This window comes from Actinacidiphila alni (assembly GCF_900112845.1).
Lineage (GTDB): Bacteria > Actinomycetota > Actinomycetes > Streptomycetales > Streptomycetaceae > Actinacidiphila > Actinacidiphila alni.
This window is the reverse complement of sequence record NZ_FONG01000011.1, coordinates 78,074-92,582: the sequence shown is the minus strand read 5'-3', so window position 1 is coordinate 92,582 and position 14,509 is coordinate 78,074. Positions and strand designations below refer to the sequence as shown.

13 protein-coding genes, 1 tRNA gene and 2 pseudogenes are annotated in these 14,509 nt (G+C 72.2%); 12 read left to right on the top strand and 4 right to left on the bottom strand.

The genetic code is table 11. The features are described from left to right. Nucleotides 1-145 precede the first annotated feature (145 nt). The 4 genes from BM076_RS19590 (at nucleotide 146) to BM076_RS19575 (ending at nucleotide 4,894) form a co-directional block, all read left to right on the top strand. Nucleotides 146-1,747: a UxaA family hydrolase gene (locus tag BM076_RS19590; protein WP_093714917.1), complete on the top strand. Its 1,602-nt coding sequence runs from the start codon at nucleotides 146-148 to the stop codon at nucleotides 1,745-1,747. Further along, nucleotides 1,748-3,232, top strand: a complete 1,485-nt coding sequence (locus BM076_RS19585; protein WP_218160090.1) for a mannitol dehydrogenase family protein — start codon at nucleotides 1,748-1,750, stop codon at nucleotides 3,230-3,232. It begins immediately after the preceding gene. A gap of 66 nt (nucleotides 3,233-3,298) precedes the next feature. Continuing rightward, nucleotides 3,299-3,901: a GNAT family N-acetyltransferase gene (locus BM076_RS19580; RefSeq protein WP_093714916.1), complete on the top strand. Its 603-nt coding sequence runs from the start codon at nucleotides 3,299-3,301 to the stop codon at nucleotides 3,899-3,901. Between the two features lie 54 nt (nucleotides 3,902-3,955). Beyond that, nucleotides 3,956-4,894: an aminoglycoside phosphotransferase family protein gene (locus BM076_RS19575; protein ID WP_093714915.1), complete on the top strand. Its 939-nt coding sequence runs from the start codon at nucleotides 3,956-3,958 to the stop codon at nucleotides 4,892-4,894. Between the two features lie 42 nt (nucleotides 4,895-4,936). Here the strand turns inward: BM076_RS19575 and BM076_RS19570 are convergent, their stop codons facing one another. After that, a complete protein-coding gene (locus tag BM076_RS19570; RefSeq protein ID WP_093714914.1) occupies nucleotides 4,937-5,521 on the bottom strand; it encodes a hypothetical protein in 585 nt (194 codons plus the stop codon). A 38-nt stretch (nucleotides 5,522-5,559) separates the two neighbouring features. On the opposite strand from BM076_RS19570, the pseudogene BM076_RS38040 reads away from it, so the two are divergent. The 3 genes and pseudogenes from BM076_RS38040 to BM076_RS19560 all read left to right on the top strand — a co-directional run. Next, a pseudogene (locus tag BM076_RS38040) lies at nucleotides 5,560-5,739 on the top strand (RHS repeat-associated core domain-containing protein); the annotation flags it as partial. A gap of 477 nt (nucleotides 5,740-6,216) precedes the next feature. Continuing rightward, nucleotides 6,217-7,446 carry a polymorphic toxin-type HINT domain-containing protein gene (locus BM076_RS38195; RefSeq protein ID WP_218160095.1) on the top strand — a complete coding sequence of 410 codons (1,230 nt, stop codon included), beginning with the start codon at nucleotides 6,217-6,219 and terminating at the stop codon, nucleotides 7,444-7,446. A gap of 18 nt (nucleotides 7,447-7,464) precedes the next feature. Further along, nucleotides 7,465-7,761 carry an immunity 53 family protein gene (locus tag BM076_RS19560; protein WP_093714912.1) on the top strand — a complete coding sequence of 99 codons (297 nt, stop codon included), beginning with the start codon at nucleotides 7,465-7,467 and terminating at the stop codon, nucleotides 7,759-7,761. A gap of 63 nt (nucleotides 7,762-7,824) precedes the next feature. Here the strand turns inward: BM076_RS19560 and BM076_RS19555 are convergent, their stop codons facing one another. Continuing rightward, nucleotides 7,825-8,397, bottom strand: a complete 573-nt coding sequence (locus BM076_RS19555; protein WP_093714911.1) for a TetR/AcrR family transcriptional regulator — start codon at nucleotides 8,395-8,397, stop codon at nucleotides 7,825-7,827. 132 nt (nucleotides 8,398-8,529) lie between these two features. Here BM076_RS19555 and BM076_RS19550 point away from each other — a divergent pair, with 132 nt between their 5' ends. Further along, nucleotides 8,530-8,958 (top strand): organic hydroperoxide resistance protein, encoded by a 429-nt coding sequence (locus BM076_RS19550; RefSeq protein ID WP_093714910.1) that lies wholly within the window; start codon nucleotides 8,530-8,532, stop codon nucleotides 8,956-8,958. An 80-nt stretch (nucleotides 8,959-9,038) separates the two neighbouring features. On the opposite strand, the gene BM076_RS19545 is transcribed toward BM076_RS19550, so the two are convergent. Then, a complete protein-coding gene (locus BM076_RS19545; RefSeq protein WP_093714909.1) occupies nucleotides 9,039-9,659 on the bottom strand; it encodes a TetR/AcrR family transcriptional regulator in 621 nt (206 codons plus the stop codon). Between the two features lie 186 nt (nucleotides 9,660-9,845). Here BM076_RS19545 and BM076_RS19540 point away from each other — a divergent pair, with 186 nt between their 5' ends. From BM076_RS19540 to BM076_RS38190, 3 genes and pseudogenes are all read left to right on the top strand, one after another. Continuing rightward, nucleotides 9,846-10,427 (top strand): hypothetical protein, encoded by a 582-nt coding sequence (locus BM076_RS19540; RefSeq protein ID WP_093714908.1) that lies wholly within the window; start codon nucleotides 9,846-9,848, stop codon nucleotides 10,425-10,427. Nucleotides 10,428-10,637: 210 nt separating this feature from the next. Beyond that, nucleotides 10,638-10,953: pseudogene (locus BM076_RS38320) on the top strand (L-arabinose isomerase family protein); the annotation flags it as partial. 171 nt (nucleotides 10,954-11,124) lie between these two features. Beyond that, nucleotides 11,125-12,591, top strand: a complete 1,467-nt coding sequence (locus tag BM076_RS38190) for a glycoside hydrolase family 6 protein (protein WP_322936006.1) — start codon at nucleotides 11,125-11,127, stop codon at nucleotides 12,589-12,591. Nucleotides 12,592-12,763: 172 nt separating this feature from the next. On the opposite strand, the gene BM076_RS19530 is transcribed toward BM076_RS38190, so the two are convergent. Continuing rightward, nucleotides 12,764-12,851 (bottom strand) — tRNA-Leu (locus BM076_RS19530). 199 nt (nucleotides 12,852-13,050) lie between these two features. Here BM076_RS19530 and BM076_RS19525 point away from each other — a divergent pair. After that, nucleotides 13,051-14,388: a M20/M25/M40 family metallo-hydrolase gene (locus BM076_RS19525; protein WP_093714906.1), complete on the top strand. Its 1,338-nt coding sequence runs from the start codon at nucleotides 13,051-13,053 to the stop codon at nucleotides 14,386-14,388. The last annotated feature ends 121 nt before the right edge of the window (nucleotides 14,389-14,509 follow it).

The window sequence follows — 14,509 nt, the reverse complement described above, 5'->3', positions numbered from 1 at the left end:
CCGCAGCGGCACGACCATCCACGCGATCCGTGCGACACGGCACGACATCCACGCGACGAGCCGATGAAACGACGAGTCGACGAAGCGACGGACCGGCGTCGGTCCACCCCCGTGACCGACACCGGCCGACGACCGAGGAAGGCCGATGACCACCACAGGCGCCACGAACGGCTCCACCTCCACTGCCACTTCCACCGCCGCCTCCACCACCGCCGGCCCGCGCCAGGGAGCGCCGTTCCTGCGGCTGCACCCGGACGACGACGTCGCGGTCGCCCTGCGCGCCCTCGCCCCCGGGCAGGATCTCGACGGGCTGGAGCTGACGGTCCGCGACGCCGTGCCGCGCGGCCACAAGCTCGCCGTCCGCGACCTCCCCGCGGGCGCGACGGTACGCAAGTACGGCCAGGTGATCGGCGTCACCGACCGCCCGGTCCGCCGGGGCGAGCACCTGCACGCGCACAACCTCAGAATCGGCACGCTCGGCCGCGACGAGGTCGGCGACGACGTGGTGGCCCGGCTGCCGGAGCTGCCCGCGGGACTGCGGCTCACCTTCGACGGCTACCGGCGCCCCGACGGCGGCGCCGCCACCCGCAACTACATCGGCGTCCTGTCGTCGGTGAACTGCTCCGCCACCGTGGCCCGGCTGGTCGCCGACCAGGTCACCCGGTCCGGCGTGCTCGCCGACCACCCCAACGTCGACGGAGTCGTGGCCCTCACCCACCCGACCGGCTGCGGGATGACGCCCGACGGCGACGGCATGGAAATGCTGCGCCGCACGCTCAGCGGATACGCGGCGCACCCCAACTTCGCCGCCGTCATCGTCGTCGGCCTCGGCTGCGAGGTGAACACCGTCGCCGAACTGACGGACCGTTTCGCGCGCGACGGCGTCGGCGCCGCCGAGACGCTCACGATCCAGGCGGCCGGCGGCACCCGGGCGGCCGTCCGCGAGGGCGTCGAGCGGATCCGGGACCTGCTGCCCACCGTGAACGCCTTCCGGCGCGCACCGCTCCCGGTGTCCGAGCTGGTGCTCGGTCTCCAGTGCGGCGGCTCCGACGGCTTCTCCGGCATCACCGCCAACCCCGCCCTCGGCGTCGCCTCCGACCTGCTGGTCGCGGCCGGCGGCACCTCCGTACTCGGCGAGACACCGGAGATCTACGGCGCCGAGCACCTGCTGGCCCGCCGGGCCGTCACCCCCGAGGTCGCCGAGCGGCTCTACGCCCGGATCCGCTGGTGGGAGCAGTACACCGCGGCCAACAACGCGAGCATGGACAACAATCCGTCGCCCGGGAACAAGGCCGGCGGCCTCACCACCATCCTGGAGAAGTCCCTCGGCGCCGCGGCCAAGGGCGGCCAGGCACCGCTGGCCGGTGTGTTCGAGTACGCCGAACGCGTCGGCATCCCCGGCTTCGTGTTCATGGACACGCCCGGCTACGACCCGGTGTCGGTCACCGGCATGGTCGCGGGCGGCGCCAACGTCCTCTGCTTCACCACCGGCCGCGGCTCGGTCTTCGGCTGCAAGCCCGTACCGTGCCTGAAACTGTCCACCAACACCGACCTGTACGAGCAGATGACCGACGACATGGACCTCGACTGCGGCGGCATCGTCGACGGCTCGGTCACCGTCGAGGAGGTCGGGCGGCGGATCTACGACGCGGTGCTCGACACGGCCTCCGGGCGGCAGACCGCCAGCGAACTCCTCGGCTTCGGTGACAACGAGTTCGCGCCCTGGCAGCTCGGCGCGGTGATGTGAGTGACCGCCCGGCTCGATCTGCGCACCCTCGACACCGTCCCGCGCGAGCTGCGGCCCCCCGTGGACCCGCGCGGCCTCGGCGTCGGCATCGTCCACCTCGGCCTCGGCGCCTTTCACCGCGCCCACCAGGCCGCCTACACCGAGGACGCGATCGCGTCGGCCGGCGGCCGGTGGGGCATCTGCGGCGTGACGATGCGCAGCGCCGCCGTGGTCGGCCAACTCGCCCCGCAGGACGGCCTCTACACCGTGCTCTGCGACGGCGGTACGCGGACGACCGCCCGGGTGTCCGCCGCCGTCCGGGAAGTGCTGTTCGCGGCCGAGCGTACGGCCGAGGTGCTCGCGCGGATCGCCGACCCGGCGGTACGGGTGGTCACGCTGACCGTCACCGAGAAGGGCTACAGCCACGACCCGGCGACCGGCCGCCTGCTGTGCCGGGACGCCCGCGTCCTGGCCGACGTGGCCGACGACGGGACCGGTCCCCGCACCGCGCTCGGCCTGCTGGTCCGCGGCCTGCAACGGCGGATGCGCGCCGACGCCGGGCCGGTCACCGTGCTCAGCTGCGACAATCTGCCGCACAACGGGGCGACGCTGCGCGGCCTGGTGGCGGAGTTCACCGACCTCCTGCCCGCCGCGGAGGCGACCGCCCTGCGCGCCTGGACCGACGCCCAGGTGCGCTTCCCCGGCAGCATGGTCGACCGGATCGTGCCGGCCACCACCGACGCCGACCGCGAGCGGGCCGCCGCCGCGCTCGGCGTGACGGACGCCGGAGTCGTGGTCACCGAGCCGTTCCGCCAGTGGGTCATCGAGGACGACTTCGCCGCGTCCCGCCCCGCCTGGGAACGGGCCGGCGCCGTCCTCGCCCCCGATGTGGCGCCGTACGAACGGGTCAAGCTGCGGATGCTCAACGGGTCGCACTCGACGCTGGCCTATCTGGGCGCGCTGGCCGGCTGCCGCAGCATCGCGGACGCCGTCGCGGACGACGGCTTCCGGGGCCTGGTGGAGCGGATGCTCGCCGACGAAGTGATCCCCACGCTCGACGCACCCGACGGCATGGACCTGCGCGACTACGCCGGGCAGCTCCTCGGCCGCTTCGCCAACCCGGCGCTGCGGCACCGCACCGCGCAGGTGGCGATGGACGGCTCGCAGAAGCTGCCGCAACGCCTGCTCGCGACGGTCCGTGCCTGCCGGGAGGCCGGCATCGAACCGCGCGGCAGCGCCTTCGCGGTGGCGGCCTGGATGCGCTGGGTGTGGACCGACCGCACCGACGACGGCGCGCCACGCGACCTGGACGACCCGCTCGCCCCCGTCCTGCGGACCGCCGTCGCGGACTGTACGTCCGCCGAGCAGGTCGTCGGCCGGCTCCTGGCCCTGCCCGAGATCTTCGGCAAGGACCTGATCGACGACCCTGTGGTGCCCGGCCTGCTCGCGGACGCTCTGGCACGGCTGACCGCGGACGGCGCCCGCACCGCCGCCGGCCGCGGCTAGGGCGTGTCACCGCGGGACCGGTGTCGCACCGGCTCCGGCGGCGCCTCGCCGTGTTAAAGAAGAGGGGTGAGCCCTGACGCGACCGACGCCGCACCCGCCGCACCCCTCACCGTCCGCCCGCTCGACACCTCCACCTGGCCCGCCTTCGCGGCGCTGGTGGAGGCCAACAACGGGGTGTGGGGCGGCTGTTGGTGCATGGGCTTCCACGTCAAGGTCGGCAAGGGCCGTAGCGCCGAGCAGAATCGGGCCGAGAAGCAGGAGCGGGTCCGCGAGGGCCGCACCCACGCCGCCCTGGTGTTCCGCGGCGCCGAGTGCGTGGGCTGGTGCCAGTTCGGGCCGCCGGAGGAACTGCCGGAGATCAAGAGCCGCCGCAAGTACGAGCAGGGTCTCGCCGAACCGCCCGACTGGCGCATCACCTGCTTCTTCACCGGCAAGGGCCTGCGCAAGAGCGGTGTCGCCCATGCCGCGCTAGGCGGCGCCCTGGCCGAGATCGCCCGCCTGGGCGGCGGCACCGTCGAGGGCTACCCGGAGGAGACCGACGACCGTACGGTGTCGGGCTCCTTCCTGCACACCGGACCGATGGCCGTCTTCGAGTCGCACGGCTTCACCCGGACCCGCCCGGTCTCCCCGCACCGCTGGGTCGTCACCCGCACCGTGCGCCCGGCCTGAGCGGCCCGCCGTACGTACGCGGGCCCTACGACGGCCCCGGTACCGTGGCGTCGCATGACCGACTCCGCGATCGAGATCACCGCCGACCTGGTCCGTGAACTACTGCGGGAGCAGCACCCGGACCTGGCCGGGCTGGCCGTTCGCGAGGTGACGGGCGGCTGGGACAACCAGCAGTGGCGGCTCGGGGACGACCTGGCCGTCCGCATGCCGCGCACCGACCGCGCGCCCGACCTCCAGCGCAAGGAACGCCGCTGGCTGCCCGAACTGGCCCCGCGCCTGCCGCTCCCGGTGCCGGTCCCGGTACGGACCGGCGAGCCGTCCGCCCGCTTCCCCAAGCCGTGGACCGTCATGACCTGGGTGCCGGGCGAGCCGCTCGACCGCGCCCCGATCAGCCGCGGCGCCCACGCGGCCGACGCCCTGGCCCGTTTCCTCACCGCCCTCCATGTCGCGGCGCCCGCGCAGGCGCCCGCACCCTCCGACCGGGGCGGTCATCCGGCCGAGGCCACCGAGGGCTTCACGTACTTCTTCGACGCCGTCGCCCCGGCCGGCCTCGAGAGCGACATCCGGGCCGTCTGGGACGACGCGGTCGCCGCCCCGGCGTGGCAGGGGCCGCCGGTCTGGGTGCACGGCGACCTGCACCCCGCCAATGTCGTCGTCGCCGACGGCACCCTCGCGGGCGTGGTCGACTTCGGCGACCTCTGCGCGGGCGACCCGGCCTGGGACCTCGCGGCGGCGTGGGTCCTTCTTCCCGCGGGCGCCGCGGCCGGATTCTTCGACACGTACGCGCAAGCGGAACCCGCGACGATCCGCCGCGCCCGCGGACTGGCCGTCATGAAGAGCCTGTTCCTCATGCTCATGGGGGAGAACGGCGAGCGCGGCCTGCCCGGCGGCAAGCCCTCGTGGGGCCCGGCCGGCCGGGCGGCCCTCGACCGCGTCCTGGCACAAGAAGGTCGGGGGCGGCATGCGCCGCCGCCCCCGACCGTCACGCGGTGACTCCTCTTATTACTGTGCTCTCTCCTATGTGCTGCGCCTTGGTTACTCCTGCGGCGGGGCCGGCAGCGCGTGCCCGGTGAAGGCCGGGGCCCGCACCGGGGCGCCGGTCTCCGGAGCGGCGGACCCCTGGGCCGTCTTCGCGCGGGCCGCGAAGCCGGTCGTCGAGGTGGAGAAGAGCCAGACCTGGTTGGTGGTGGTGCGGAAGCTGTAGCCCCAGATCTGGCCGTTGGCGGTGGAGTAGTTCAGGACGGTGGGGTCGGTCGCCGTCTCCGTGGGCGTGGGCGTCTCCCAGTCCCGCCAGGTGCCCGAACCCTGGACCGCCTCACCGGTGCTGTGGATGAGGCTGTCGGTGCCGCGCACCACGATCTCGATGCTGCCCGTGGTCGGGCTGAGCGTCGCCGCGGGGGAGCCGGCCGCGATCTGGTCGCCCACCTGGGTCCAGTCCGCGTCGTAGGCGCCGCCCTCGGCGGACTGGGCCTTGGTGACGATGTGCCCGTCCGCGTCCCGGACGAAGAGCCGCAGCCGGTATCCGGGGTTGACCACCACGGCCGGGCTGCCGTTGAGGCCGGACCCGCCGAGGCTGGTCCAGGCCGACACCGAGGTGCCGTTGAAGAGCGCGGTCTGCACCGCGCCCGAGGCGTCGAGGCCGAACAGCGCCGGGCGACGTCGGCTACCAGGGCGACTGGACCGACCCGTCGACCGACCAGGTCGACATGGGGGCACGCTGGTACGACCCGTCCGGCGGCACCTTCGACTCCCGCGACTCGCTCGACTACTCCGGCGGCGCGTCGATCCTGGCCAACCGCTACACCTACGGCAACGGCGACCCGCTCGACACCGTGGACCCCGACGGGCACCTGGGCTGCGGCATCTTCTCGGGCGCCTGCCACAAGGTGGCGAGCGCCGCCAAGAAGGGCGCGCATTACGTCGCCAAGGGCGCCGGCTACGTCGCGAAGGGCGCGAGCTACGTCTGGGGCGGCATCCGGTCCGGCGCCTCCTGGCTGTACAACAGCGTCATCGCGCCCGCCTGGCACTTCGCGGTCTCGGCGGTCAAGGCGATCGGCAGCGGCCTGAAGTGGGTGTACAAGCAGGGCAAGAAGGCGCTGCAACGCGGTGTGCAGGCGGTGAAGAACGCCGTCACCTGGGTCGCGCAGAAGAGCGGTGCCGCGGACGCGGCCCGCTGGGCGAAGGAGAAGGCCGAGGCCGCCAAGCGGGCGGCGATCGCCCGGGCCAAGGCCATCACCAAGAAGGCGAAGCAGGCCGTCGCCTGGGCCGTGCAGCACAATCCGATCCCCGACATCGTCGCCGCCGCCAAACCGCTGATGACCGCGGTGAAGACGGTGGTGTCGGTGGCGGCGAAACTCCCGGCCGCGGTCGTCTCGGTCACCCGTGACGTGGTCGCCGACACCGCCAAGGCGGTCAGCACCGTCCGCGACGTGGCGGTCCAGGCCGCCGGGGTGGTCGTCGAGGACGTCTCCAACGCCGTCCAGGCGGCCACGGACTTCGCCCGCGCGGCGGCGCCCGTGGTGTGGGACGCGGTCAAGGTGGGCGCGCAACTGGCCTACGAGGTCTCGGGGCTGAGCGACATCACCTCCTGCGTCACCACCGGTGACGCCGAGTCCTGCGTGTGGGCCGCCGCCACGGTGGCCGGCCTGCTGGCCGGCGGCGCGGGCGCGGTCGCGGCCCGCTCGGCGAAGGCCGGCCGGATGGCCGTGGAGGCGGAGAAGCTCGCCAACGGGGCACGGAAGGCGCAGCACGCGGCCGAGGATGTCGGCGACGCGGTGGACTGCGTGAACACCGTCACCGCGCTGGCGTCGGCGAACAGCTTCGCCGCCGGCACCAAGGTGCTGATGGCCGACGGCAGTACGAAGCCGATCGAGGACGTCCGTCCCGGCGACAGGGTGAAGGCGACCGATCCCACCACCGGAAAGTCGGCCGGTGACGAGGTCACCGACACGATCACCGGGCGCGGCACCAAGCAGATGGTCGAGCTGACCGTCGACACCGACGGCCCCAAGGGCCACGCCACCGGCACCCTCACCGCCACCAAGGGCCACCCCTTCTGGTCCCCCAACCTCCACAAATGGCTCCAGGCCGGCCAACTCAAGCCCGGCCAATGGCTCCGCACCAGCACGGGCGCCTGGGTCCAAATCACCGCCACCCGCGCCTGGACCGCCCTCTCCACCGTCCACAACCTCACGGTGGACAGCGCCCACACGTACTATGTCGTGGCGGGCGGGGCACCGGTGCTGGTGCACAACTGTGCGGCCGGAGGCCGGACAAAGGGATTGCGCCCTGATCCTCGCGCCGAGGGGCCGCATGTGACCTTCCGGAGGGACGCCTCGACCGGAAAGGTGGCCCATTACGCGGAATGGACCGAGCAGACCAACCCCCGGAATCCTGCGCCGTGGGAACAGGTGAAGCGCGTCGACATGCAAGGCGTTCCTCACTATGACAAGGTGACCGGCGATTCGATACCCACACCTCACGTCAACCTTCCGGACGGTTCCGCCAGGCCCACGGAGCCCTGGGAAAACACGGCCGGTTACTAGAGAAGCTGAGTGGAGCCGATGTCAAGTGCCGATGCGTTGGTGCGCTTGCAAGACTGGTACGCGAGCAACTGCGACGGTGATTGGGAACATTCCGCGGGTGTCAGGATCGAAAGCCTCGACAACCCAGGGTGGATGATCCGCCTCGACACCACCGGGACCGTATGGGAAGGGCGAACGCTGGACCGCGTAGTCGTCGGTACTTCGGAAGACAACTGGCTTCACTACTGGGCGGACGGGAATTCGATCCAGGCGGCCTGTGGTCCGCACCTTCTGGAGGAGGCCCTTCAGACGGTCCTCGACCAGGTATCGACATGACAGCGGCCCGCTCGGCCGGTCGTACCGAACGACATCGGGCGACGACGCTTCTCCGAGCGGGCTTCAGCCCCGCCGCAACCCCGTGATCGCGCGGCCTCCGCGGAGGAAGGAGCCGGCGGCCGCCGTGGGGTCGCCCAGGTAGCCCGCTACCATCGCGCCGTCGCGGAGGACCATCAGGTCCGCCGCGGCGGCGGACGGGTCGGGGAGGGCGAGGGGGGCGAGGAGGCGCTCGAAGGTCGAGGTGTACCAGGCGCGATGGGTCGCGTTGAGCCGGCGCACGGGCCCGGCAGGATCCGGATATTCGGCGGCGGCGTTGATGAAGGCGCAGCCACGAAAACCCGGGCTGCACGCCGAAGCCCCGATCCCCTCCGAGATCAGCCGCAGCGCCGCGTCCACATCACCGCCGGCCCGCGCGATCGCCCCCTCGACCGCCTCCCGCTCGGCGGCGGCCCGCCCCTCCAGATACGCGACGACCAGATCGTCCTTGGTCCTGAAGTGCCGGTAGAAGGTCACCTTCGTGGTGCCGACCCGCTCAATGATCCGGTCCGCACTCACCGCCCGCATGCCGTGCGCGTAGAAGAGCTCGGTGGCCGCCTCGATCAGGCGCTCTCGTACCGGCGTGTTCACGGTGGTCATCGTACGTGTTTCGCCTCCTCTTGCATCGAGCCGTCGCGTCTGGCACTGTGGCTCTAGGTAGAGTTACTAGTTAGTCTACCTGGCTGAGTCTACCCAGTAGCGCACAACCTCGCACCCAAGGAGAACCCCCTCATGAGCATCCAGCCCGTGGACGTGCTGTACACCGCCGTCGCCACCGCGGAGAACGGCCGTGACGGCCGGGTCGCCACCGATGACGGCAAGCTCGACGTGATCGTCAACCCGCCGACGGAGATGGGCGGTGCGGGCAGCGGCACCAACCCCGAGCAGCTCTTCGCTGCCGGTTACAGCGCCTGCTTCCAGGGCGCCCTGGGCGTAGTGGCCCGGCAGGCGAAGGCCGACATCTCCGGCTCGCGGGTGACGGCGAAGGTGGGCATCGGCAAGATCCCGTCGGGCGGTTTCGGCCTGACGGTCGAGCTGTCGGTGTCGATCCCGAACGTGGACGACGTCACCGCCAAGGACCTGGTGGAGAAGGCGCACCAGGTGTGCCCGTACTCCAACGCCACCCGCGGCAACATCACCGTGGACCTCGCCGTCGTCTGACGCGGCCGCAGCCGTACGAAAGGGACCGTCCCCTCAAGGGGGCGGTCCCTTTCGTGTGCGCGGCTCCGCGTCGCCGCGCCTCAGCCGGACTGCGCCGCGGCGGCGGCCCGCTCGGCCGCCACCCGCAGCAGCCCGTCGACCCCGCGGAGAAAGGTCTCGGAGATCAGCTCGGGATCGAAGAGGCAGCCGGCCGCCATCGCACCGTCGCGCAGCATGACGAAGTGCCGCCCGGCCGCGTCGGCCGGCTCGATGCCGGTCTCCGCCAGCAGCTCGGTGACGGTCGCGAGGAACCAGTCCCGGTGGGCCATGACGGCCCGGTGGACCGGGTGCGCGGCGTCGGGGTACTCGGCGACGGCGTTGAGGAAGGCGCAGCCGCGGAAGCCGGGGGAGCGGATGCCGTCGGTGATGGTCCTGGCGACGGCCCTGACCCGGTCGGGCGCGGACTCCCCGCCGGCGAGTGCGGCGCCGACCGGCCCGCGGATGCCCTGGTCGGCCAGGTCCAGATAGGCGAGGACGAGGTCCTCCTTGCCGGAGAAGTGCCGGTACAGCGTGGCGCGGGTGACCTGCGCCTCCGCGACGATCCGGTCGACGCCGACGGAGTGGATCCCCTCCGTGTAGAAGATCCGGGTCGCCGTGCCGAGCAGCCGCGCCCGCGCCTCGGAGGTGCTGCCGCCCCTGCCGCCTTCTGTGGTCCGACTCATGGGGGCCAGGTTAACAAACGGCAGAACGATCGGTCTCATATGTCATGAACGAGAAAGAACGTTCTGCCTTGACAGTGTGGAGCGGCGTTGCCATGCTGAGTCGAGGGAGAACGTTCGGTCTCGCACGGGGACTCCGGCGGCCGACCGTCCCCGCCTCCCCTTCGCCCCAGCCCGAAAGGACCCCTCATGACCACCGTCGACTCGACCGCGGCAGACTCACCCACCGCCACCGGCGGCTTCGCACCCGCGTTGCGCCGCCTGTACTTCGTGCGGTTCGCGTTCGCCGTCGTCTGGGCGGCCCTGCTGTTCGCCGACAAGTCCCACCTCGGCGCGCTCGGCATCACCCTGCTCGTCGTCTACCCGCTGTTCGACGTCGCCGCGGCCGTCGTGGACATCCGCTCCGCGGGCACCACGGGACCGGTCCGCGGCCTCCAGGCGAACATCCTGATCAGCGCGGTCGCCGCCGCCGGCCTCGGCGTCGCGGGCGCCTCCGGCGTCCCGGCCGTACTGCGGGTGTGGGGTGCCTGGGCGATCGTCGCCGGCGCCGTCCAGCTGATCGTGGGCCTCAGCCGCCGCAAGGGCGCGATGGGCGGCCAGTGGCCGATGATGCTCAGCGGCGGCATCTCGGTGCTCGCCGGCGCCCAGTTCGCGCTGAGCGCCTCCGGCTCCGACCCGAAGCTGACCTCGATCGGCGGCTACGCCATCCTCGGCGGCATCTTCTTCCTCGTCTCGGCCCTGCGCCTCGGCCGCACCGACAAGGCGCGCTGACCCGGCGCGCCGACAAGGGCGACGCCACGTACGCCACGTATGCCATGTACCCCCACGGACGGCAGCACCCGGCCCGACGCCACGGAGACCGCGGCCGTCATCGAAAGCGAACCGGTCGGTACGAGTGCTCGTACCGGACCCACTCGTCGCCCGGCGCGGTCCCGCGGAGAGCCGCGGGACCGCGCCGACACAGTTGTCGCCGCCGACGGCGAAGGGCACGGATCGCTGCGCTAGGCCGCACGTATCGAACTGGGGCTGCGCGCCTTCCCGACCGAGAGCGGGTTCAACGCCTTCACCACAAACTTCGAGGACCTCGGCGGTCCGCGCCAACTCCCCGGCGTGGCCGACCGCCGGCGGGCCCCATCGCGCCGTGCTGTCCAGCGCCGTGGGCAGCGAAGAGCTGATCGACCTGGCCGACATGCTCCGCACCGAACTGCTGCTCATCGACGACAGCACCACCGTCAGGGAATTCGCCAAGGAAATCCGCTGGAACCAGGCGTACTGCCGCCTCGCGGCGAGGCCGTGAGAGACCCGCGGGCGCCCGCGAACGCGGTAAACGCGTCCCCGCACGGGGGATGACGCACCCTCGTCGTACTCGCTAGGCTCGGTCCGGCGTATGGGAGCGCTCCCATACGCCGCATCCGGCCCCCGCTCATTGGACGGCCACTCTCCCCCCACGAGAGCACGGAGGACACCTGTGACACGTCCCATCGGAAACCCGCCCCCCACCGAGCCGCCCGCGGTCCCACCGCGCGGGTCGCGGCTCCGCAAGGCCGTGGCGTTCGGCCTCGCGGCGGGCCTCGCCGCCACCGGTATCGCGCTGAGCACCGGACTCACCGCGGGCGCCGCCGCACCGGCCGGACTTCCGGCAGCCACCCAGCTCTACAAGGACCCCGACTCGCAGGTCGCCCGCTGGGTCGCCGCCAACCCCGGCGACTCCCGCCGGCCGGTCATCGCCCGTCGGATAGCGAGCCAGCCGCAGGCGATCTGGTTCTCCAACTACAGTCCCACCACCGTCACCGGTGACGTCCGGGCGATCACCACGGCCGCGGCGGCCGCGGGACAGGTGCCGGTGCTCGCCGTGTACGAGATCCCCAACCGGGACTGCGGCGGCGCCTCCGCCGGTGGCGCACCGGACCTGGCCTCGTACGACGCCTGGGTGCGCGACTTCGCCGCCGGGCTGGGCAGCGGCCAGTCGATCATCATCCTGGAACCCGACTCCATCGCCCTGACCACCTGCCTCACCGCGCAGCAGCAGGCCGACCGGTTCGCCTCGCTCTCCCGCGCGGGCTCCGCCATCCACGCCGCCGCGCCGAACGCGAAGGTGTACCTGGACGGCGGCCACTCGGCCTGGAACAGCGCCTCGGAGCAGGCCAACCGGCTGCGCAGCGCCGGCATCCTGACCAGCGCCGACGGCCTGTTCACCAATGTCTCCAACTTCAACACCACGTCCAACGAAGTGAACTTCGCCAAGAACGTCCTGGCCGCGCTCGGCAACCCGGCCAATCTGCACGCCGTGATCGACACCAGCCGGAACGGCAACGGCCCGGCCGGCGGCGGGGAATGGTGCGATCCGTCCGGCCGCGCCATCGGCACCTATCCCACGACCGACACCGGGGACCAGGCGATCGACGCGTTCCTCTGGGTGAAGCCGCCGGGTGAGGCGGACGGCTGCGCCGGAGCCGCCGGCACCTTCCTGCCGGACATCGCCTACGCGCTGGCGTCCGCCGCGCCGTCCGATCCCGTGCCGCCGGCCACCACCCCGCCCACGACCCCACCGACCACCACGCCTCCTACGACTCCGCCGCCCACGACCGAACCGCCGACGACCCCGCCGCCCACCGGCGCGGCCTGCTCCGTCAGCTACAAGATCGCCAGCGCCTGGACGGGCGGCTTCACCGCCGACGTGACCGTACGCAACACCGGCGCCGCCGCCGTCAACGGCTGGTCGCTCGCATGGAGTTTCCCCGGCGACCAGAAGATCACCAGCGCGTGGAACGCCAAGGCCACCCAGTCCGGCGCCGCGGTGACCGCCACCGACCTGGGCTACAACGGGACCATTGCGGCGGGCGGTTCCACCGCCTTCGGTTTCCAGGGCACGGCCTCGGGCAGCGGCTCGCCCACCGCGTTCACGCTCAACGGCGCGAGCTGCGCGGTGTCCTGACGCACCGTCGGCTCCGCCGCCGCGGCCGGCCCGGATCCCTCCCGGGCCGGCCGCAGCCGTACGCCCGGCCGGTGTGCCGGTCAGAGGGTGGCCGCCGCGACGGACGGAAGGGGGGAGTGCGACCGCGAGCGCGGTCGGCATCGGGCGGCACTGGAGGCCGTGCCGATGATGATGGTGTCCGAGGGGGGACTTGAACCCCCACGCCCGATAAAGGGCACTAGCACCTCAAGCTAGCGCGTCTGCCATTCCGCCACCCGGACCGGGTGTGTCACCGCGGCTGCGGGGCCGTGGCGACGAGGTAAACCATAGCAAAGATCCCGTCACGTCGATCACGCGCGCGGTGGCGGAGCCTTGGGGCGGGCGGGGGTGTCGGGGGAGTATGGGAGGAGGAAGTCGGCCGCGGTCGCCGGGCGGGTGGCGGCGGGTGCGGACGGGAACGAGCGAGGAGACGGAGACAGCGTGAGCGAGTCGAAGCCGGGCGGACCGGAGAACGGGGCGGTCGCGGGCCAGGACGAGGTCGTCGACCTGTGCCGTGAGCTGATCCGGATCGACACCAGCAATTACGGCGACCACTCGGGGCCCGGCGAGCGGGCCGCGGCCGAGTACGTCGCGGAGAAGCTCGCCGAGGTCGGCCTGGAGCCGCGGATCTTCGAGTCGCACCAGGGCCGCGCCTCCACCGTCGCCCGGATCGAGGGCGAGGACCGGTCGCGGCCCGCGCTGCTGATCCACGGCCACACCGACGTGGTCCCGGCCAACGCCGACGACTGGACGCACCACCCGTTCTCCGGCGAGATCGCCGACGGCTGTGTGTGGGGCCGCGGCGCGGTCGACATGAAGGACATGGACGCCATGACGCTGGCGGTCGTCCGCGACCGGCTGCGGTCCGGCCGCAAGCCGCCGCGCGACATCGTGCTGGCCTTCGTCGCGGACGAGGAGGCGGGCGGGGTGTACGGCGCCCGGCACCTGGTCGACAAGCACCCCGATCTGTTCGAGGGCGTCACCGAGGCGATCGGCGAGGTCGGCGGCTTCTCCTTCACCGTCAACGAGAATCTGCGGCTGTATCTGATCGAGACCGCCCAGAAGGGCATGCACTGGATGCGGCTCACCGTGGACGGCACCGCCGGGCACGGCTCCATGACCAACAACGACAACGCGATCACCGAGCTGTGCGAGGCCGTGGGACGGCTCGGCCGGCATCAGTTCCCGGTCCGGGTCACCAAGTCGGTGCGCGGCTTCCTCGACGAGCTGTCCGACGCCTTCGGCATCGAGCTGGACCCGGAGGACATGGAGACCACGCTCGCCAAGCTCGGCGGCGTCGCCAAGATGATCGGCACCACCCTGCGCAACACCGCGGCCCCGACGATGCTCGGCGCCGGCTACAAGGTCAACGTCATCCCCGGGCAGGCCACCGCCCATGTGGACGGCCGCTTCCTGCCGGGTTACGAGGAGGAGTTCCTCGCCGACCTCGACCGGATCCTCGGCCCGCGCGTCAAGCGTGAGTCGCTGCACTCCGACAAGGCGCTGGAGACCGACTTCGACGGCGCCCTCGTGGACGCCATGCAGCTCGCCCTCAAGGCGGAGGACCCGATCGCGCACGCCGTGCCGTACATGCTCTCCGGCGGCACCGACGCCAAGTCCTTCGACGACCTCGGCATCCGCTGCTTCGGTTTCGCGCCGCTCCAGCTCCCGCCGGAGCTGGACTTCGCGGGGATGTTCCACGGCGTGGACGAGCGGGTCCCGGTGGAGGGCCTGCGCTTCGGGGTGCGCGTCCTCGATCGTTTCATCGACAACTGCTGAGGATTCGTCCGTGTGTGCCCGTCCCGGCGGCCGTTGTCGCCGGGACGAGTGAATGATCCAGTGCTTTCGTAGCTCTATTCCTCCGCCTTCGTTACGACGGGTGTGGTCCGCGGCTGGGACC